18 protein-coding genes are annotated in these 19,203 nt (G+C 68.4%); 9 read left to right on the forward strand and 9 right to left on the reverse strand.

From position 1 onward, the window contains the following. Window positions 1–40 precede the first annotated feature (40 nt). Window positions 41–529: an NUDIX hydrolase gene (locus Q8O26_RS12165; protein ID WP_305575927.1), complete on the reverse strand. Its 489-nt coding sequence runs from the start codon at window positions 527–529 to the stop codon at window positions 41–43. Between the two features lie 299 nt (window positions 530–828). Between Q8O26_RS12165 and Q8O26_RS12170 the strand changes: the two genes are divergently transcribed. The 3 genes from Q8O26_RS12170 to Q8O26_RS12180 all read left to right on the forward strand — a co-directional run bounded on the left by Q8O26_RS12170 (window position 829) and on the right by Q8O26_RS12180 (window position 4,098). Further along, entirely contained in the window at window positions 829–2,451 is a 1,623-nt protein-coding gene (locus Q8O26_RS12170; RefSeq protein WP_305575929.1) for an ABC-F family ATP-binding cassette domain-containing protein, read from the forward strand. A gap of 193 nt (window positions 2,452–2,644) precedes the next feature. Then, on the forward strand, window positions 2,645–3,658 hold the full coding sequence (locus tag Q8O26_RS12175; protein WP_305575931.1) for an alpha/beta fold hydrolase: 1,014 nt from the start codon (window positions 2,645–2,647) through the stop codon (window positions 3,656–3,658). Between the two features lie 113 nt (window positions 3,659–3,771). Next, on the forward strand, window positions 3,772–4,098 hold the full coding sequence (locus Q8O26_RS12180; RefSeq protein WP_296579790.1) for an NIPSNAP family protein: 327 nt from the start codon (window positions 3,772–3,774) through the stop codon (window positions 4,096–4,098). A gap of 99 nt (window positions 4,099–4,197) precedes the next feature. Here the strand turns inward: Q8O26_RS12180 and Q8O26_RS12185 are convergent, their stop codons facing one another. The 7 genes from Q8O26_RS12185 to Q8O26_RS12215 form a co-directional block, all read right to left on the reverse strand. Then, window positions 4,198–4,563 (reverse strand): hypothetical protein, encoded by a 366-nt coding sequence (locus tag Q8O26_RS12185; protein WP_305575935.1) that lies wholly within the window; start codon window positions 4,561–4,563, stop codon window positions 4,198–4,200. Between the two features lie 155 nt (window positions 4,564–4,718). Beyond that, window positions 4,719–5,087 carry a nitrile hydratase accessory protein gene (locus Q8O26_RS12190; protein WP_305575937.1) on the reverse strand — a complete coding sequence of 123 codons (369 nt, stop codon included), beginning with the start codon at window positions 5,085–5,087 and terminating at the stop codon, window positions 4,719–4,721. Then, the gene (gene nthB, locus Q8O26_RS12195; protein WP_305575939.1) at window positions 5,084–5,746 is read right to left on the reverse strand and encodes a nitrile hydratase subunit beta; all 663 of its coding nucleotides are present in this window, start codon (window positions 5,744–5,746) and stop codon (window positions 5,084–5,086) included. Before nthB ends, Q8O26_RS12190 begins: the two co-directional genes overlap by 4 nt. Further along, window positions 5,743–6,396, reverse strand: a complete 654-nt coding sequence (gene nthA, locus Q8O26_RS12200) for a nitrile hydratase subunit alpha (protein WP_305575941.1) — start codon at window positions 6,394–6,396, stop codon at window positions 5,743–5,745. The genes nthB and nthA overlap by 4 nt, the downstream gene beginning before the upstream one ends. Window positions 6,397–6,483: 87 nt before the next feature. Then, the gene (locus Q8O26_RS12205) at window positions 6,484–8,217 is read right to left on the reverse strand and encodes an AMP-binding protein (protein WP_305575943.1); all 1,734 of its coding nucleotides are present in this window, start codon (window positions 8,215–8,217) and stop codon (window positions 6,484–6,486) included. A gap of 93 nt (window positions 8,218–8,310) precedes the next feature. Beyond that, complete coding sequence (locus Q8O26_RS12210) at window positions 8,311–8,592, reverse strand: EscU/YscU/HrcU family type III secretion system export apparatus switch protein (protein WP_305575945.1); 282 nt, start codon at window positions 8,590–8,592, stop codon at window positions 8,311–8,313. Then, a complete protein-coding gene (locus tag Q8O26_RS12215; RefSeq protein WP_305575947.1) occupies window positions 8,589–10,073 on the reverse strand; it encodes a flagellar hook-length control protein FliK in 1,485 nt (494 codons plus the stop codon). Before Q8O26_RS12215 ends, Q8O26_RS12210 begins: the two co-directional genes overlap by 4 nt. A 48-nt stretch (window positions 10,074–10,121) precedes the next feature. Here Q8O26_RS12215 and Q8O26_RS12220 point away from each other — a divergent pair, with 48 nt between their 5' ends. The 3 genes from Q8O26_RS12220 to Q8O26_RS20755 are packed head-to-tail and all read left to right on the forward strand — an operon-like array spanning window position 10,122 to window position 13,340. After that, on the forward strand, window positions 10,122–10,259 hold the full coding sequence (locus Q8O26_RS12220) for a hypothetical protein (RefSeq protein ID WP_305575949.1): 138 nt from the start codon (window positions 10,122–10,124) through the stop codon (window positions 10,257–10,259). Window positions 10,260–10,270: 11 nt separating this feature from the next. After that, window positions 10,271–12,556, forward strand: coding sequence for an OmpA family protein (locus Q8O26_RS12225; protein ID WP_305575951.1), 2,286 nt, complete (start codon window positions 10,271–10,273; stop codon window positions 12,554–12,556). A 10-nt stretch (window positions 12,557–12,566) separates the two neighbouring features. Then, window positions 12,567–13,340, forward strand: coding sequence for a hypothetical protein (locus Q8O26_RS20755; protein ID WP_371134549.1), 774 nt, complete (start codon window positions 12,567–12,569; stop codon window positions 13,338–13,340). A gap of 292 nt (window positions 13,341–13,632) precedes the next feature. Here the strand turns inward: Q8O26_RS20755 and flhA are convergent, their stop codons facing one another. Further along, on the reverse strand, window positions 13,633–15,759 hold the full coding sequence (gene flhA, locus Q8O26_RS12235; RefSeq protein ID WP_305575953.1) for a flagellar biosynthesis protein FlhA: 2,127 nt from the start codon (window positions 15,757–15,759) through the stop codon (window positions 13,633–13,635). Window positions 15,760–15,930: 171 nt separating this feature from the next. On the opposite strand from flhA, the gene Q8O26_RS12240 reads away from it, so the two are divergent. From Q8O26_RS12240 to fliG, 3 genes are all read left to right on the forward strand, one after another. Then, window positions 15,931–16,308: a hypothetical protein gene (locus Q8O26_RS12240; protein WP_305575955.1), complete on the forward strand. Its 378-nt coding sequence runs from the start codon at window positions 15,931–15,933 to the stop codon at window positions 16,306–16,308. Between the two features lie 122 nt (window positions 16,309–16,430). After that, window positions 16,431–18,116: a flagellar basal-body MS-ring/collar protein FliF gene (fliF, locus tag Q8O26_RS12245; RefSeq protein ID WP_305576119.1), complete on the forward strand. Its 1,686-nt coding sequence runs from the start codon at window positions 16,431–16,433 to the stop codon at window positions 18,114–18,116. Beyond that, window positions 18,113–19,198, forward strand: a complete 1,086-nt coding sequence (gene fliG / locus Q8O26_RS12250) for a flagellar motor switch protein FliG (protein ID WP_305575956.1) — start codon at window positions 18,113–18,115, stop codon at window positions 19,196–19,198. Before fliF ends, fliG begins: the two co-directional genes overlap by 4 nt. The last annotated feature ends 5 nt before the right edge of the window (window positions 19,199–19,203 follow it).

The following is a 19,203-nucleotide window of genomic DNA, read 5'->3' on the forward strand; positions in this document are numbered from 1 at the left end:
TGCCAGTGCGTCCGGCGAACGAGGCTGGTCTCCGATCTCGTCAGGTCGCTTGCGGCGCGAAGTCGCGGATCAGCGGCGCGAGTTCGCCGTCGTCGATGATGCTTGCCGCTTCCGTCAGGTCCATCCACCGGCGCTCGCGCCGTTTGCGCTCCGGCCAGGCGGAGTTCTGGCGGCGTACATCGAGCGCATAGACGTCGACCCGGCAGCGCGCCACGGCTCCTGTGGAGAGCAGCTTGTCGTAATGATAGAAGCCGATCGCTTGCTTGCCGATCTTGCCCTCGACGCCGGCCTCCTCGGCAGCCTCCAGCGCCGCGACCTTGTGGGCGGGGCGCTTGCCCATGGGCCAGCCCTTCGGGATGATCCAGCGTCGGGTGCTGCGGGAGGTGATCAGCAGGATCTGCAGTTCACCCTCGTCCGTGATGCGATAGGGCAGGGCGGCGAACTGCACACGGTTCCGCGTGCCCTGGTCGGCATCGCGCTCGCCCGATCGTCCGGCATCGATCATCGCCGCGACGGGCGCTTCATCCACCAAAAAAGTCTCCCCGCAATCCGCCGCGTCCATGATCCCAAGTCTGGTTTGGACAGACGTCATTCCGACGTCGACCGTCAGATTGCAAGCCGATATGGCGACCGCAAGGCAGCCACTGCAGCCGGGTGTTACATAATTGTCATAATTTGTCTCATCTGTCTGTGATGTGTCGGGAAAGGACCTTTTCTGTCCTTTGTCCCAGGCGCCCTGCTCCACGTGCAAAGCAGGGATGAGGCTTCCGCCGGGAGGGAACATCGCGTATGGCCCCGGCAAGCTTCGTTTTCGGGTTTCTGACGCGCATGATTCGACTGGAAAGCATCGGCAAGCAGAACGGCAAGCAGATCGTCTTCATCGAGGCTTCTGCCGCCCTGCAGAAGGGCGAGAAGATCGGCCTCGTCGGCCCCAACGGGGCCGGCAAGACGACGCTGTTCCGCATGATCACCGGCGAGGAGCCGCCGGACGAGGGCCAGGTCTCCACCGACCGCGGCGTCACGATCGGCTATTTCAGCCAGGATGTCGGCGACATGGCCGGCCGCAGCGCGGTCGCCGAGGTGATGAACGGCGCCGGGCCGGTGAGCGAGGTCGCCGCCGAGCTGAAGGCGCTGGAGGCGGCCATGGCCGATCCGGAGCAGGCGGACCGGATGGACGAGATCATCACCCGCTACGGCGAGGTTCAGGGCCGGTTCGAGGAACTCGACGGCTATGCGCTGGACGGACGGGCGCGCGAGGTCCTGGCCGGCCTCGGCTTCTCCGAGGAGATGATGGCGGGCGACGTCGGCAAGCTCTCCGGCGGCTGGAAGATGCGCGTTGCGCTCGCCCGCATCCTCCTGATGCGGCCGGACGTGATGCTTCTGGATGAGCCGTCCAACCATCTCGACATCGAGAGCCTGATCTGGCTGGAGGCCTTCCTCAAGGGGTTCGAGGGCGCCCTGATGATGACCTCGCACGACCGCGAGTTCATGAACCGCATTGTCGGCAAGATCATCGAGATCGACGCCGGGTCGCTGACGACCTATTCCGGCGACTATGCCTTCTATGAGCAGCAGCGGGCGCTCGCCGAGAAGCAGCAGCAGGCCCAGTTCGAGCGCCAGCAGGCGATGCTCGCCAAGGAGATCGCCTTCATCGAGCGGTTCAAGGCACGCGCCTCCCATGCCGCCCAGGTGCAGAGCCGGGTGAAGAAGCTCGACAAGATCGATCGCGTCGAGCCGCCGCGCCGCCGCCAGACCGTGATGTTCGAGTTCCAGCCGGCGCCACGCTCCGGCGAGGACGTGGTCTCCCTCAAGGGCGTCCACAAGCGCTACGGCAGCCGCACGATCTACGAGGGTCTCGATTTCCAGGTCCGCCGGCGCGAGCGCTGGGCGATCATGGGCGTCAACGGCGCCGGAAAGTCGACCCTGCTGAAGCTCGTCACCGGCGCGACCGATCCCGACGACGGCACAGTGGCGCTCGGCGCCAGCATCAAGATGGGTTATTTCGCCCAGCACGCCATGGAACTGCTGGACGGCGAGCAGACCGTCTTCCGCTGGCTCGAGGAGGCCTTTCCGCAGGCAGGCCAGGGGTCGCTGCGGGCGCTGGCCGGGTGCTTCGGCTTTTCCGGCGATGATGTCGAAAAGCGCTGTCGGGTGCTCTCAGGCGGCGAGAAGGCACGCCTCGTCATGGCGCGGATGCTCTTCGATCCGCCGAATTTCCTCGTCCTGGACGAGCCGACCAACCACCTCGACATGGCCACCAAGGAGATGCTGATCAAGGCGCTGGCCGGCTATGAGGGCACCATGCTCTTCGTCTCGCATGACCGGCATTTCCTCGCCGCCCTGTCCAACCGGGTGCTGGAGCTGACGCCGGAGGGCATCCATGCCTATGGCGGCGGCTATACCGACTATGTCGCGCGCACCGGCCAGGAGGCGCCGGGATTGCGCAGCTGATCCGGCCAACGCGTTCTCCCGTATCTGGAACAGGCTGCGACAGTCCGCAACACGTCGGAGCCATCAGCCAGGCCCATGGCTGAGGACCAGCGCGGCCGTTCCCCCCGGTCCGCGCGGGAGGCTGCCCCGGCCGGGGCAGCCTCCCCTTCTCCGCTCCGCCCGCCTATGGTGGCGGCGGGATCAGGGGGGATGGATGGCCGACCACGACATTTTCGAGATCAGGTCCTTCGCCCTGCAACGCGGGCTGACGCTGCCGCTCGCCCGCCTCGCCTACAAGACCTACGGCACGCTGAATGCCGCGCGCAGCAACGCCATCCTCTACCCGACCTCCTACGGCGCTCATCACAGCGACATCGACTGGCTGATCGGGCCGGGACGGGTGCTCGATCCGACGCGCTGGTTCATCATCATCCCGAACCAGTTCGGCAACGGCCTCTCCTCCTCGCCCAGCACGCTGGCCGAGCCCTTCGGCCTCGGACGCGACCCGGTCTTCACCCATGTCGACAATGTCGCGGCACAGGAGCGGCTGCTGCAGGAGGTCTTCGCAATCGAGCGCCTCGCCCTCGTCTATGGCTGGTCGATGGGCGGCCAGCAGGCGCTGCACTGGGGCGCGCTCCATCCCGACCGGGTCGGCGCCATCTGCGCTGTATGCACCTCGGCCCGCACCAGCCCGCACAACCGGGTGTTCCTGGAAGGGATCCGCGCCACGCTCACCGCCGATTCCGCCTGGCGCGACGGCCGCTTCGTCGAGCGCCCGGTGAAGGGCCTGCGTGCCTTCGCCAGGGTCTATGCCGGCTGGGCGATGAGCCAGGCCTTCTACCGGGAGGAGGTGTGGCGGACCGTCGGCTTCTCCTCGCTGGAGGATTTCCTGGTGCGCAGCTGGGAGGCGAATTTCCTGCGACGTGACCCGGCCGACCTGCTGTCGATGATCGAGACCTGGCTGGCCTCCGACATTTCCGACAATCCGGTTTTCGGCGGCGACCTGTCGCGCGCCCTCGGGGCGATCACCGCGCGGTCGATCATCATGCCATCGGAGACCGACCTCTATTTTCCCACGGCCGACAGCGCCATCGAGACCGCCATGATGCCGAATGCCGAACTGCGGCCGATCCCCTCGATCTGGGGCCACCGTGCCGGCAACCCGGCCCAGAATCCCGCCGACGAGGCACTGCTGCGGCAGGCGGTGCAGGACCTGATGGCAGCCTAGAGGCGGCGGCCATCGCCGGGAGCCTTCTCCCAGGAGCCCGCCATTCGCCGGCGTCGATGGCCAAGAGCCGCGGCGCACGGCATGGTGGTGGTCCCATCAGGGAAGGAAAGTCTATGATCTACGAATTGCGCGTCTACAACTGCCTGCCCGGTCGCCTGCCCAAGCTGCTCGCCCGCTTCCAGAATCACACGCTGAAGATCTGGGAGAAGCACGGCATCCGCCAGGCCGGGTTCTTCACCACGGCGATCGGCCCGTCGAACAACGACCTGACCTATCTGCTGGCATGGGAATCCATGGCCGAGCGCGAGGCCAAGTGGGTCGCCTTCCAGCAGGATCCGGACTGGAACGCCGCGCGCAGCGAGAGCGAGAGCGACGGGCCGATCGTCGCCAATATCGCGAGCTCATTCCTGGCGCCGACGGCCTTCTCTTCCGTGAAATGACGGGCGCGGGACGGGCTCATCGGAACCCGTCCCGACCCTGCCGCAGTGAAATGACGGGCGAGGGGCGGGCTCGCTGGAACCCGCCCCGACCCTGTCGCCTCATTCGACCGTGAAGCGCGTCGTGCCGGCCGAACGGTTGTAGAAGAGCGTGACCTTGCTGACGCGGCACAGGTCGACGCCGCGGAACTCGGCGGTCTCCTTGTCGTCATAGACGACCTTGATGTCGAAGCTGCACTCGGTGGTGCTGCCGTTGAAGCGGACCGTGACCTGCCGGGCATTTTCCAGCGTGTCGGCTCCGAGGACGTCGTTGCCCCAGGCGGTGACGCGGGAGGGGCTGACATAGACCTCCTCGATCGTGTAGCCGGTGCGGTTGATCAGGACGAAGTCCTGACGCGACTGGGCATGGACATCGCCGGCAACCATAAGGGAAAGAGCGGCAAAAGCCGCGATGAGCAGGGCTCGCATGTCGGGTATCTCGGTTCTCTCCGCGGGGTGCATGACGGGATGTGGCGGAGCTGATGGGCAGGTGCACCTTGCGCGAACCATGCTCACCCGGAAGAGACTGGGTCAATCTGCCGCAGCCGGTGGCGATGGCCTAGGCCGTCCCACGAAAAGGCGGCTCACATCCGCGCGTCGAGGACGATCGGCTGGCCATGCGGGGTCGCCTCCGCCGCGCGATGCCAGGCGGCGGTGGTGTCGGCGATGGCCGGTGCGCTGGTGACGCCCTTAGCGATCACCAGCCGTTCCAGCGCTGCCAGCCAATGGCTGTAGTAGGTCTCGCCCGTATCGGGATCGCCGGCGGCCTGGGCGGCGCGTATCTCACCGGAGAGCGTCTCTGCCCATTCGGCCCAGGTGAACAGGCCCCGCTGGTGCAACGTCACGGCGAGAGCGAAGGCATGGGCCTCCCAGGGTTCGCGAAAGACGGGCCCCTCGGCATCACAGGGGATGTGGGGCAGGGCGGCGAGGTCGGGAACGATGGTCTGGGTCATGCCGGGCTCAGATAGCTGTCCCAGGCGTCGACGGAGACGCTGGATGCGGGGTCGCCCTCGGTCCCGAAGAGCTCCCGCCCGTCGAACCGCACGGTGTAGAGCCATTCGGGCTCCTCGCCCGCGCCGGTGGCGTTGATGTCGGCGAAGACGTGGACGCCGTGCAGATAGGTGACCGTGCCGGTCTTGCCCTGGACATAGCGCGGCAGGCGCGTATGGCCCTTCGGCGCCGGCATGCTCGCGGTCCTGACGCGTTCGCCGACGGCGAAGCGGGCGGGACCTGCCGCTTCCCGTTCGGTCGGGCCTCCGCGCGCCAGCACGGCCGGGACGTTCTCGGCGGTGAGGACCCGGGGGACGGACTTCGCCGGGTCGACAGAACGGCCGGCGGCGAGATCGGCTTCGGTGACGAGGCCGCGGTCGGTCACCAGGCGTTCGAGCCCGCCGGTCCAAACCTCATAATAGCTCATGCCGAGATAGCCGGGCTGCTGCTCGCGGGCGGCGCGCGACTGGTCGATGTTCCAGGCGCCGGTCGCGCCCATGGCCAGGGTCAGCGCCAGGGCCCTGGCTTCCCAGGGGGCGTGGAACAGGGGCTCGTCGCGCTCCGGCATCACCGGCCCGAGGCCGTGACGCCCGCCGAGATCGGCATGGGTGACGTAGGTCATGCCGTCGCCTCCGGGCTGCGGGCGAGGCCCGTGCCGATCATCGAATCGCGGCTGACGAGACCGGCGAGGCGGGCCTCGTCCCAGCCGTCGGTTCCGACGGGACGTTCCGGCACGACGAGGTAGCGGATCTCGGCGGTCGAATCCCAGACCTTGATGGCCTTGCCCGCAGGCAGCGACACACCAAAATCGGCGAGGACGCCGCGCGGGTCGCGCACCGCCTTGGCGCGGTAGGGCGCCGACTTGTACCAGACCGGCGGCAGGCCGAGCACCGGCCACGGGTAGCAGGAGCACAGGGTGCAGACGACCATATTGTGGGTTTCGGCCGAATTCTCCACCGCAACGAGGTGCTCGCCCTGGCGACCGGCATAGCCGAGTTCGGCGACAGCGGCGGTGGCGTCCGCGAGCAACCGGGCACGGTAGGCGGGGTCGACCCAGCTCCTCGCCACGACACGGGCACCGTTGTGCGGCCCGACCTTGGTCTCGTAGGTCTCGATCAGCACGTCGAGGGCGGCCGGATCGACATAGCCCTTCGCGACGAGGATCGTCTCCAGCGCCCGCACCCTCGCGTCCATGGCCGAGAGTTCGCTGTGGTCGTGATGGTGGTGGTCGTGGTCGTGGTGATGATGGTCGTGGTGATCGTGATCGGTCATGGCGCGTCTCCACCTGCGCAGAGGCTAGCGCGTCGGCGACGGAGGGGAAAGGCGGCCGCCGTGCGCGGCCGCCCTGCGGGCAGGCCCTCAGGCCTTCGGTGCCTTCGCCATTTCCTCGGCGCGCAGGTCCTTGCGCAGGATCTTGCCGACGTTCGACTTCGGCAGCTCGGTGCGGAACTCCACCGTTTTCGGCACCTTGTAGCCGGTCAGATGCTCCTTGCAGAAGGCGCGGATTTCCTCGGCGGAGATATCGGAGCCCGGCTTCCGGACGACGAAGGCCTTGACCGCCTCGCCGGCTGCGCCGTCCGGCACGCCGACGACAGCGACTTCAAGGATGTCGGGGTGCTTGGCCAGCGTATCCTCGACCTCGTTGGGGAAGACGTTGAAGCCGGAGACCAGCACCATGTCCTTCTTGCGGTCGACGATGGTGAAATAGCCGTCCGCGTCCTGGGTGGCGATGTCGCCGGTGTAGAGCCAACCGTCGCGCACGGTGCGGGCGGTCTCGTCGGGCTTGCGCCAGTAACCCGCCATGATCTGCGGCCCGCGGGCGATCAGTTCGCCGGGATGGCCAAGCGGCACTTCCTTGCCCTCGTCGTCGACGCACTTGATGTCGGTGGAGGGAACGGGAACGCCGATCGTGCCTTCCCGCACCGCATCGAGCGGGTTGAAGGTGAGGACGGGGGAGGATTCGGTCAGGCCGTAGCCCTCGATCACCGGCGTGCCCGTCACCTCGTGCCAGCGCTTGGCAACAGCGTCCTGCAACGCCATGCCACCGGCGCAGGAACTCTTCAGAGCCTTGGGCGGGTTGTCGCGGAACCAGGCTTCGTTGTTGAGCCCGTTGAACAACGTGTTGACGCCGGTCAGGGTCGAGATCGGGAACTTCTCGAAGGCCTTCTGCAGGTTGGTCAGCGGCCGTGGACTGGGAACCATCACGTTGTGGGCGCCGAGCACCCAGTAGCCGAGCATGTTCACCGTGAAGGCGAAGATATGGTAGAGCGGCAGCGCGGTGAGGATCGTCTCCTCACCCTTGACCATGTTCGACGCGACCATTTCCAGCGCCTGCGCCATGTTGATGACGAGGTTGCCGTGGGTCAGCATGGCACCCTTGGAGACGCCCGTGGTGCCGCCCGTATACTGCAGCACGGCGAGCGTATCGAGGCCGACGGTCTCGGCATAGGCGGTGACCTTGACGCCTGCCTTGCGCGCCTCGCCGGCGGCGAGGGCGGCACGGAAGGTCGTGTGCTCCACCGGAACCGGCTTCACCGACTTGTCCTTGTACTTCTGTACGAGGCCGACCAGCGTGCCCTGCAGCCAGGGCATGAAGTCGGTAATCGAGGAGACGACGACGTTGCGGACCTTGTGGCGCGCGAAGGCCGCCGGCAGCTTGTCGGCGAACATGTCGATGATGACGAGCAGGTCCGGGTCGCCGTCGGCAAAGACATTGCCCATCTCTTCGGCGGTGTAGAGCGGATTGACGTTGATGAGCACGCATCCGGCCTTGAAGACGCCGAAGGCGACGATCGGGAAGGCGAGGGCGTTCGGCGTCTGCAGCGCGACGCGCGCGCCGGCCTCAAGCCTAAGGACCTCGCGCAGATAGACCGCGAAGTCGTCGGACAGGCGGTCAATGTCGGCATAGGTCAGCGAGCCGCCCATGCCGTTGGGCAGGCAGAGCGAGAAGGCGGTCTTGGCCCCGAAGGTGCGCGCCACGGAGCGGACCATGGCGGCGAGATTGGGATAGGGGGCCTCGTCGATCGTGTGGCGCATGCCGACCGAATAGAATTTCGTCCAGGGCCTCGCAGGCGCGCTGTCGACGTGGGTCATGCTGTCCTCCCGGGATTTTCTTGGTTATCAGCCTATAATCGAACGCTGCCGGGCCCGCCAGACGGCTAAATGCCTCCGCTGTGGAAGATCGGCCTAGCGCAGCTTGCCGGCGGCACGCAGCACGAAGCCGATGACCTCGGCGACGGCACGATAGAGTTCTTCGGGGATATGGTCGTCCACCGCGACACCCGAAAGGGCCTCGGCGAGGAGCGGATTGCCCTCGATGGCGACGCCGTGTTCGCGCGCCGTGGCGATGATCTTCTCGGCGACGAGCCCGCGCCCGGACGCGGTGACGCGCGGGGCGGCGTCCTTGCCCATGTCATATTCGAGCGCCACCGCTATGGTGGGGCGAACCGGGATGTCCTCCGCGCTCATGACGAGAGGTCCAGGCGCTGGCGGGGCAGGCCGGTCGGGGTGCGCGGATCGGGCGGCGTCCCCGATGCGATGGTCAGCCGCTCGACCGTGAAGGCGGAGGCCGCGAGGGCGTCGGAAAGTCCCGCCCGCTGGGCTTCGAGCGCCGCCGCGACGTTGTCCCGCTCGGCCCAGAGCTGGATGCCGACGCGGCCGTCGTGCCAGCGCACGGCGGCATGGATCGGCCCGAGGGGCTCCGCATCGAGCGAAAAACGCATGGTCCAGTCGCCGGCCTTGCGGGAGCGGGCCGTCGGCTCGTCCGCCTCGTCCCGGTCGCGCTGGATCTGGAACTGGACGACGGCGGTCTCGACGCCGACGCGCAGGGGCACTTCCAGCGTGGTCAGACCCTGCAGGTCCGGGCGGATGCCGTCGCGCATGTCGGGAAGCGAGGCGGCCTGCAGCAGGGTGATGCGCGCCAGCGCGGCTTCCGTGCGTTCGGTGAGGATCTGCGCCACCTCGGCAGGGGTCGAGGCCGCGCCAAGCTGGCTCTGCTGGACCGGCTGGCCATGGGGAAGGGCGCCGCGGAGCGGCGGGCGCTCGTGACCCGACGTTTTCGCGGCGGCCTGACCCCCAGCGGGGTCGTCGAGACCCGCCGGCCAGCCGGCGAGGGCCGATTGCAGCCGCTGCAGCGCCGCCTTCAGATCCGGTGGCAGTGGCATTCCCGGCGGCAGCGCCGCGAGCCTCGCCTCCAGCTGCGCGCCGGAATCCTGCAGTGCCCTGGCCAGTCCCGCCGGCGTCGCCAGGGCCTCCGCCGGCACGCGGAAACCGAGGACCTCGGCCATGGCGCGGGCGACCGGCGCCGGTATCGTCGCCCGCGTGCGGCCCTGGGCCACGGCGGTGAGGTCGGCGAACAGCGCGGTCAGGCTCTCCTGCCGCCCGGCGGCTGCCCGGACGCCCTGGACGAGGGCTTCGCGGAGCGCTTTCGGAGGCGAGGCGCCGTTCTCACCCATTTCAACCTGAGCCGGGTTCGATGTGCCACGCGCCGCCAGCGCGACCTGCCCACCCTCCACCAGCTTGGCAGCGCCGGACGATACGAGACCGCGTGCCAGGAGGTCGACGAGGGCGGTGGTGACCGTCCCTGCGCCGGGCACCGACGCGGTGCCGGCGGAAGCAGGTGCTGCGGTGGTCCGGGCCGGCGCTCCGGGTGAACCCTGCATGCTGCGCAGGGTGGCGAGCCCGGCCTCCGCCAGGGCGATTCTCACCGCCTGGCCGCCGCGTTCCACCGTCAGCATGACGTCGGTTCCCGGCACCAGCGGCTGGCTGGTCCTGACGTCGAGCGTACCGGTACCGATGGCGAGCCGGGCGATGCCTTCGGGCAACATGGCGGCCACCCGCGCGGCGACGGCCTCGCCGGCCTTCGCGCCGAGGGCCTCCAGCGCTGCGCGCAGGTTGACGGGCTCGACTGGAGCCACCGCCTGGGTGGGCCTGATGCTCTCCACACTCACGCCGGTTGTCCCCCGCGCGTTCCGGAAACGGAGCCTGCCGGATAAATCATGACCGATTCGGTAATGCCGATCTTGACTCGCGTGGCGTTCCGCACCGAAATCTCCTTGAAACCCGTCCGCCTGGTCTGCTTGCGGCGCGCAGGCGAGGCGGGACAAGCCGGCCGCACAGCGGCGGTGAACGAGTGAGGACGAGTTTCATGTTGCATCAGCCGCGTCGTTGGCTTCCAGGCCTGCTGCCGCTCGCCCTCCTGGCCGGCGGTTCCCTGTGGTGGAAACAGAACAGCATCGAAGCCGATCTGGCCGCCCGTGCGACGCGGGCGATCGCCGCGACGTCCACCGTCGACGGCAAGCCCTGGGCGGTCGTCAGCGTCCGCGGGCGCGATGCGGTCATCACCGGTACGGGCCCGGCGCTCGCCGCGGGTGCCGTGGCCGAGACTGCCGCCGAGGGCCAGTTCGGCGTTCGCCGCGCCGATGCCGCCAATGATCTCCTGCCGGCCGCCAATCCCTTCGGCTGGTCGGCGCGGCGTGAAGGCCAGACCCTCACGCTGTCCGGCCAGGTCGCGCCGGACGGCGCGCGGGCCCGTCTCGTCGAGGCGGCGCGCAGGGCGGTGTCCGGCGCCGAGGTCAGCGATCTGATGACGCTGGCGCGCGACATTCCCACCACCGCTACCCGTGCGGCCGAACTGGGGCTCGAACAGCTGGGACGGGTCACGTCCGGATCGGCGACGCTGACCGGAACGGCCTTCCGCTTCACCGGCACGGCCGGCGATGCCGCGACCAAGGCCGTGATCGAAAGCGCCTTGGGCGCGTTGCCGCAGGGGATCACCAGCGGTGGCATCAACGTCGCCGTGCCGGGCCGCGCCGTGCCGCAGACGCCGCCGCCCGCGGCGATCCTGCCGCCTGAGGCAGACTGGTCGGCGGTCAAGTCTGCCGACGGTGCCATCCGGCTCGTCGGATCGATCGGTTCCCCCGAGGCGCGCGACCGGATCCTGGCCGCCGCCCGTGCCTCGACCACCGGTCCTGTGACCGACGCCATGACCGTCATCGGCGGACTTCCCGCCAATCTGGAGGCCAAGGCGCTCTCCTCCATCGATCAGTTGAAGGGCCTCGCCAGCGGCACGGCGAAGATCGCCGGCACCGTCTATTCGTTCACCGGCGTCGCGGCCGATCCGGCCGCCTTCGACCGGCTCGCCGGCGCGGTGCGCGGCACCCAGGACGGGTTCTCGATCGGCGACCTGATCGTCGCGCCGCCCGTCGTGTCGCTCTTCAGCTGGAGCGCGCAGAGGTCTCCGGATGCACTGACTCTGCAAGGCTTCGCCCCGTCGGAAGCCGCCAAGGCGGCGGTTCTGGCGCTGGCCGGACGGGTTGCCGGAGGCTTGCGCGTCGTCGACGAGATGCGGCTCGCAGGCGGATTTCCCGACGGCGTCAACTATGCGGAGCTGACGGAGGCGGCCCTCACCCAGCTCTTCCGCCTGACCGAAGGCTCGGCCCAGATCAACGGCAACAGGCTGACGCTGGCCGGCCGCGCGCCGGATGCCGGCGTCGCGATGAGCGTCAGGCAGGCTCTCGCCGCGGTTGGTGCGCCGGTGGTCGCGATGACCGACATCGCCTTGCCCCCGGCCGAGATTCCGCCGCCGCCGGCGCCACCGCCGCTCTCGGCGGATCTCGTCGCGCCGCTGCCGCGGCTCGAAACGCTCGCGCCGGTCGCCCAGCAATTGCCTTTGCCGGTGGTGCCGGTGCCACCGCCGTCGTTGGAGGCCATGGCGCCGCCCGTGCAGCAACTCATTCTTCCCGTCGTCCCGCCGGCCTTGCCGCCGGTCGTGCTTCCCGTCGTCCCACCGGCCTTGCCGCCGGTCGCGGCTCAGCCGACCGCGCCGGTCGCAGCGACCTCCGGGAGTTCCGGATCGGGAACCGTCGCTGCCGCGGCAGCCTCTGCTCCCACGGCGGGGGCGCCGCCGGCTCCCACCCCGTCGGCCAGCGCATCGTCGGTGGCAGGTTCGGGAGGCGCCGCCGCAACGGTCGCGAATGCCGCCGGTTCTGCGGCGGCACCACCGCCGGCGCCGGCCGCCATGCCGCCCCCGCCCTCCCCCGCACCGCTCTGGCTGCCGCCGCCCGACTGCAGCGCGATCATCCAGACCGCGCTCGAGGGCGACCGCATCCTGTTCGACTACTTCAAGGCGGAGCAGCGCGCCGAGCATGGACCGGTGCTCGACCGCCTCGCGGCTGCGGTCAAGCGCTGCGGCGGCGAGGCGCGGATCGAGGTGGCAGGCCATACCGACAGCCACAACTGGACCGGACAGAACCAGAAGCTGTCCGAGGATCGCGCCGGCGTGATGCGGAGCGAACTCCTGCGACGCGGGGTCGAGGCGCGGGCACTGGTCGTGGTCGGCCATGCCGCCTCCAAGCCTGTCGCCCCGAACGACTCGGAAGAGGGCCGCGCTCTCAACCGCCGGGTCGAATTCCACGTCCTGCCGCGCAATTGAGGAGAGGGTGATGCTGTATCTCGTTCAAACCTTCACCGCTCCGCTCCTCCTGGCCCTCGCCGGCGGCCTCGCCGTCGGCTGGATCACGTCCGACCGGGAGGACAAGGGTCGGAGTGCATGGGCCGCGCTCGCCATGACCGTCTTCGCGCTCATGGTGGTGGCCGCCGCGCTGAACTGGGTGCCCGGGCGCCCCGGCCTCTGGCTCGACACGATGGTGCTCTTCGGCGCCGCCTATCTCCTCGGCTGCATCGTCGGCGCCTTCGCCCGCGTCTTCACCGACAAGGCCGAGGATGCGGCAGCCGAGCCGCTGCAGCAAATGGCTGTCGCCGGGCAGGCCTTCACCTCCGGCACCGAAGCGGTCAAGGCGGTGGCCGGCGCCACCACCGCGGTGGCCGGCCTGGTCGGCGAGGCTGTCGCGTCGCCCCCGCTGTCGGCCAGCGCCGTGGCGGCGTCGGAGGCTATGGCACAGGGCAGCAAGCCGCAGGGTGTCGCCACGCCGCGCTCCGGCAAGGCCGACGAACTCGAACTGATCCGGGGCATCGGGCCGCAGAACGAAGCGCGGCTCCATGCGCTCGGCGTCTTCCACTTCGATCAGATCGCCGCCTGGACCCCCAGGGAGGCCCAGTGGGTCGGCGGCTATCTCGCTTTCCCCGGCCGCATCGAGCGCGAGGACTGGATCGGCCAGGCCAAGCTGCTGGCCGCAGGCGGCACGACCTCCCATGCCGATCGCGTCAGGAGCGGCGAGATCACCAGTACGCCCGACGGGCGCCCACCGAAGGCGTGAGGACCGGTCCCGAATGCGAAAGGCCCCGGCTGTCGATGCCGGGGCCTTTCGTCATTGTGGTGACCGCGATCAGATCAGGTAATGGACGCCGGCGGCGATGATCAGGGTCCATACGACGAAATTGACGGTGATGGTGGCCAGAACGGCCCTGGCAGGAGACATGCGGAACCTCATCGAAAAGCCTCGCCCCGATGGGACAGACCCCCTCCACACGCTGTTCTAGCGCAGCCAGTCCGGGCGTCGATGAAAGGATGAAGGCAGGGTTAACCGACCGTCCCGGTCCGGGGCGGCGTCAGACGCTGCCGACCGTCTTCAGGCGCACGCGCGGATGGATCTCCGCCTGGCTGAGGACCGGCGTCTGGGCGCGGAAGCGCTCAACGATGGAGCGTACGAAGGGCCGGATGCCTGGGCTGGTGAGGAGGACCGGCGCCTCGCCCATGCGGGCGGCATCCTCGAAGGAATCGCGCACCAGCATGATGAATTCGGACAGTTTCGACGGCTGCATGGCGAGCTGGCGGTCGTCGCCCTGGCCGACGATGGAATCGGCGAAGGCCTGTTCCCAGACGGGCGACAGCGCGATGAGGGCGAGGCCGCCGTCATAGCCGGCATATTGGGCGCAGAGCTGGCGAGCGAGGCGCGCGCGCACATGCTCGGCGATCTGTGCCGGCGAGCGGGTGAAGGCGACGGCCTCGGCGATGCCTTCGAGGATGGTCGGCAGGTCGCGGATGGAGACGCGCTCGGTGAGAAGCGTCTGCAGGACGCGCTGGATGCCGGATATGGTGATCTGGCCGGGGACGAGGTCCTTGATGAGGTCGCCCTGGTCCTTGGGCATGTCCTTGATGAGCTTCTGCACCTCGGAATAGCTGAGCAGGTCGGAGACGTTGGCCTTGAGGATCTCGGTGAGATGCGTCGACAGCACGGTCGCGGCATCGACCACCGTATAGCCGCGGACGCTCGCCTCTTCCTTCAGCGCCGCATCGACCCAGGTCGCGGGCAGGCCAAAGGTCGGTTCGGTCGTGTGGACACCGGGAAGGTCGACCCGACCGCCGGCCGGATCCATGACCATGTACTGCATCGGCCAGATCTGGCCCTGGCCGGCATCCACCTCCTTGACGCGGATGATGTACTGGTTGGGCGGCAGCTGCACGTTGTCGAGAATGCGCACCGAGGGCATGACGAAGCCCATGTCGGAGGCGAGCTGGCGGCGCAGCGCCTTGATCTGGTCGGTCAGTCGGTCCGAGCCGCCCTCCGACTGGACGAGCGGCAGCAGGCCGTAGCCGAGCTCGATCTTCAGGTCGTCGATCTTAAGGACGGAGGACATCGGTTCTTCCGCCGGCGGCGCGGCGGCGGCGGCGACCTCCGCGGCCTCGGCCACGTCCGAGTCCCGGGCGATGCGCTTGGATTCCTCGCCGAGCGAGTAGGCCGCCCAGCCGGCGAGGGCCGCAAGGCCGGCGAAAGGCAGGAACGGGATGCCCGGCAGGAGGGCCATCGCGCCCATGACGCCGGCCGAGAGGCCCAGCGCCTTCGGGTAGCCGGTCAACTGCTTGAGCATCGCCTGGTCGGCCGAGCCGGTGACGCCCGCCTTGGACACGAGCAGGCCGGCGGCGGTTGAGATGATCAGGGCGGGGATCTGGCTGACGAGGCCATCGCCGACGGTCAGGATCGTGTAGGTCCGCGCCGCCTCGAGGAAGGGCATGCCCTGCTGGGCGACGCCGATGATGAGACCCGCGATGATGTTGATGAAGGTGATGATCAGGCCGGCGATGGCATCGCCCTTCACGAATTTCGAGGCGCCGTCCATCGCGCCGTAGAAGGCGCTCTCGTCTTCGAGGTCCTTGCGGCGCGTCCTGGCGGTCTGCTCGTCGATCAGGCCGGCGGAGAGGTCGGCGTCGATCGCCATCTGCTTGCCGGGCATGGCGTCGAGGGAGAAGCGCGCCGCGACCTCGGCGATGCGGCCGGAACCCTTGGTGATGACGATGAAATTCACCAGCACCAGGATGGCGAAGACGATGATGCCGATGACGAAAGAGCCGCCCATCACGAAGTTGCCGAAGGCTTCGATGACATGGCCGGCGGCGTGGGTGCCCTCGTGCCCGTGCGAGAGGATCAGGCGGGTCGAGGCCAGGTTCAGCGCCAGTCGCAGCATCGTGGCGATGAGCAGAACCGTAGGGAAGGACGAGAATTCCAGCGGCTTGTGGATGAACAGCGCGGTCATGAGGATCATGACCGAGGAGATGATCGATACCGCCAGCATCAGGTCGAGCACGATCGCCGGCAGCGGGAAGATCAGGATGATCAGGATGCCGATGACACCGACGGCCATCCACAGGTCGGGCCGGCGCAGCCAGCCGGCCATCTGGCCGACCGACATGCCACTGGCCGTCGCGCGCTGTCTGTCGGCTGCCGCCGTATCGCTCATGCCCGGTCCCCGTCCGCAAACACGCGCGGATTTGTTGAATCGTCCTGGGCAAGAATTGCCGGGCAGATGGTTAACGCGAGGTTACCCGGCGGCCACGCGCAGGCGCTTGTTCCCGGCGGGGAGGAATGGCAAAGCTCTGGGCGGGCGACCCAGCCCCTCATGGAGCCCGACATGGCCGACTTCCGTCTGTCCGGCGCCGGCGGCACGCCCGGCGGCCTGATCACCTTCTTCGTCGGCCTCGGCATGACGGTTGCCGGGGCCTATCTGCTGACGAATCAGGTCTCCGTCCACGGGGGATCGTGGACTTTGGGCGGCTATTCGGCCTTCGGCCTGTCGCTGGTTCCCATCCTCTTCGGCATCGGGATGCTGTTCTTCGACGGCTCGTCGCGCTTCGGGTTCCTGCTGCTCTTCGCCGGCGTGATCATCATCGCCGCCGGTATCCTGGTCAACCTGACGATCTATTTCGTTCCCACCAGCCTCTTCAACACGCTGATGATGCTCGGGCTGACGGCCGGCGGAATCGGGCTCGTCCTGCGCTCGCTGCGGTAAAATCGACATACCGCCCCAAAACGCACGGCCGCGTTAACCATCCGGTAACCACCCACCCGGCAAATCTTGCCCAGCGAACGGCGGCAGGCCGCGTCGCTTGGGACCGGATGGCTGGTGGCGTCTTGAACGGCATGATGGAGTTCATGAAGAAACTGGGAGCGCCCCGCCTCGCGGCGATGGGGGCGGTCTCGTTCGGCCTGGTCGGGTTCTTCGTCTACATCATCCTCAGGATGAGCCAGCCGCAGATGGCGCTCCTCTTCTCCGATCTCACGCTGGAGGATTCCGCACAGGTCGTGAAGGAACTGGAACGCCGGCAGGTGAAGTTCCAACTGCGCAACGAGGGCGCCCAGGTCTTCGTCCCGCAGGAACAGGTCGCCCGCGTCCGCCTGCAACTCGCCGAGGGCGGCATGCCGCGCGGTGGCGGCGTCGGCTACGAGATTTTCGACAAGGGCGACGCGCTCTCCTCTACCTCCTTCGTGCAGAACATGAACCAGCTGCGGGCGCTGGAAGGCGAGCTCGCCCGTACCATCCGCGGGATCGAGCGGGTGCAGTCGGCCCGCGTCCACCTGGTTCTGCCCGAGCGCGCCCTGTTCTCGCGCGAGCGGACCGAGCCCTCCGCTTCCATCGTGCTCCGGGTCCGCGGCGGGCTGGAGCCGCAGCAGATCCGCGCGGTGCGCCACCTCGTCGCCTCGGCGGTGCGCGGCCTGTCGCCGCAGCGCATCTCCATCGTCGACGAGGGCGGCCGGCTCCTCGCCGACGGTGCGGGCGATGCGACGGGCATGATGGGGTCCACCGTCGACGAGCGGAAGGCTGGCCAGGAGCGTCGCCTGCGCGAGCAGGTCGAGAGCATCATCGCCTCCGTCGTCGGTCCCGGCCGGGCCCGCGTCCAGGTCGCCGCCGACATGGACTTCAACCGCGTCACCCAGACCTCCGACGATTTCGATCCGGAGCGTCGCGTGGTGCGCTCGACCCAGACCCGCGAGGAACAGTCCAGCTCCAACGAGGGGCGCGGCGACGGCCAGGTCACGGTCGGCAACGAGCTTCCCGGCGCCAACCAGACCGGTGCCGGCGCCAATCCGTCGCGCGAGGCGAGCCGCAAGACCGAAGAGACGGTCAATTACGAGATCGCGCGCACCCAGCGCACGGAGGTGATCGAGGGCGGTCGCATCAGGCGCGTGTCGGTGGCGGTTCTCGTCGACGGCATCTATGCCCGTGACGCGCAGGGCAACGTCAACTACCAGCCCCGGCCGGCCGAGGAGCTGGAGCGCATCGGCGCACTGGTGCGTTCCGCCATCGGCTTCGACCAGCGGCGCGGCGACCAGGTCGAGATCGTCAACCTGCGCTTCGCCGAGGCGCCCCAGCTCGCCGCACCGGAAGCCGAGAGGCCCTGGTGGATGGTCTACGACTTCACGAAGGAGGACATCCGCTACGCCATCGAGCTGGCGGTACTGCTGCTGGTGTCGCTGCTGGTCATGCTGTTCGTCGTCCGGCCGCTGCTTCGCCGCATCGTGGCGCCGGACGAGGTCCCGGCGGCGCTGCCTGCTGGTAGCACCGGCACTGCCGCGGCGCGTGCCGATGGGGCCACGGGCGGCGAGCCCGGTGAGCGTGGCGACGGCACCGTGGCGATGAAGTCGCCGCCGCTGGTGCCGGGCGCAGAAAGTGCCACCATGAAGATGATCGAATTTGCCCAGATCAAGGGCGAGGTGCATCAGGCCTCGCTCACGAAGGTCGGAGAACTGGTCGAAAAGAACCCGCATGAGACGGTGTCGATCATCCGCCAGTGGCTTAATGACGGGGAACCGAAATGACCGTGGCCCAGATTCAACGCGACGCGGAATTCGGCAGCGCTCTCGCCGCCCTCTCCGCCGATGGCCGCATCAACACTCTCGCCGCCAAGGGGCTGAACGGCCAACAGCGCGCCGCCATCCTCATGCTGACGCTGGGCGACAAGGTGTCCTCCCGCATCTGGAAGCTGCTCGATGACGACGAGATCCGGGTCCTGTCCATCGCCATGTCGCAGCTCGGCACGGTCGAGCCGGACGTGGTGGAGAGCCTGATGCTCGAGTTCGTCGGCCGGCTGTCGGCCGCCGGCGGCCTGATGGGCAATTTCGACGCCACCGAACGCCTGCTCTCGCAGTTCATGCCGTCGGACCGCGTCGCCAGCCTGATGGAGGAGATCCGCGGACCTGCCGGCCGCAACATGTGGGAGAAGCTCTCCAACGTGCAGGAGCAGGTGCTCGCCAACTATCTCAAGAACGAATATCCGCAGACGGTCGCGGTGGTGCTCTCCAAAATCAAGCCGGAACATGCCGGCCGGGTGCTCGCCATCCTGCCCGAGGAGTTCGCCCTCGACGTCGTCGGCCGCATGCTCAAGATGGAGGCGATCCAGAAGGACGTGCTCGAGCGCATCGAGCAGACGCTCCGCACCGAGTTCATGTCCAATCTCTCGCAGACCTCGCGGCGCGACAGCCACGAGGCCATGGCGGAGATCTTCAATTCCTTCGACCGGCAGACCGAAACGCGGTTCATCACGGCGCTGGAAGAGCAGAGCCGCGACTCGGCCGAGCGCATCAAGAGCCTGATGTTCACCTTCGACGACCTCGCCAAGCTCGACGCCGGCTCGGCGCAGACGCTCGTCCGACAGGTCGAGAAGGACAAGCTGGCGATCGCGCTCAAGGGCGCTTCGCAGACGATGCGCGACTTCTTCCTCGCGCAGATGTCGACCCGCGCGGCCAAGATGCTCCAAGACGACATGCAGGCGCTCGGACCCATGCGCCTCAAGGACGTGGACGATGCGCAGGGCGTGCTCGTCAATCTCGCCAAGGACCTCGCCGCGAAGGGCGAGATCATGATCTCCAAGAACCGTGCCGACGACGAACTGGTCTTCTGAGGACA

It is taken from the genome of Phreatobacter sp., from assembly GCF_030691135.1.
Lineage (GTDB): Bacteria > Pseudomonadota > Alphaproteobacteria > Rhizobiales > Phreatobacteraceae > Phreatobacter.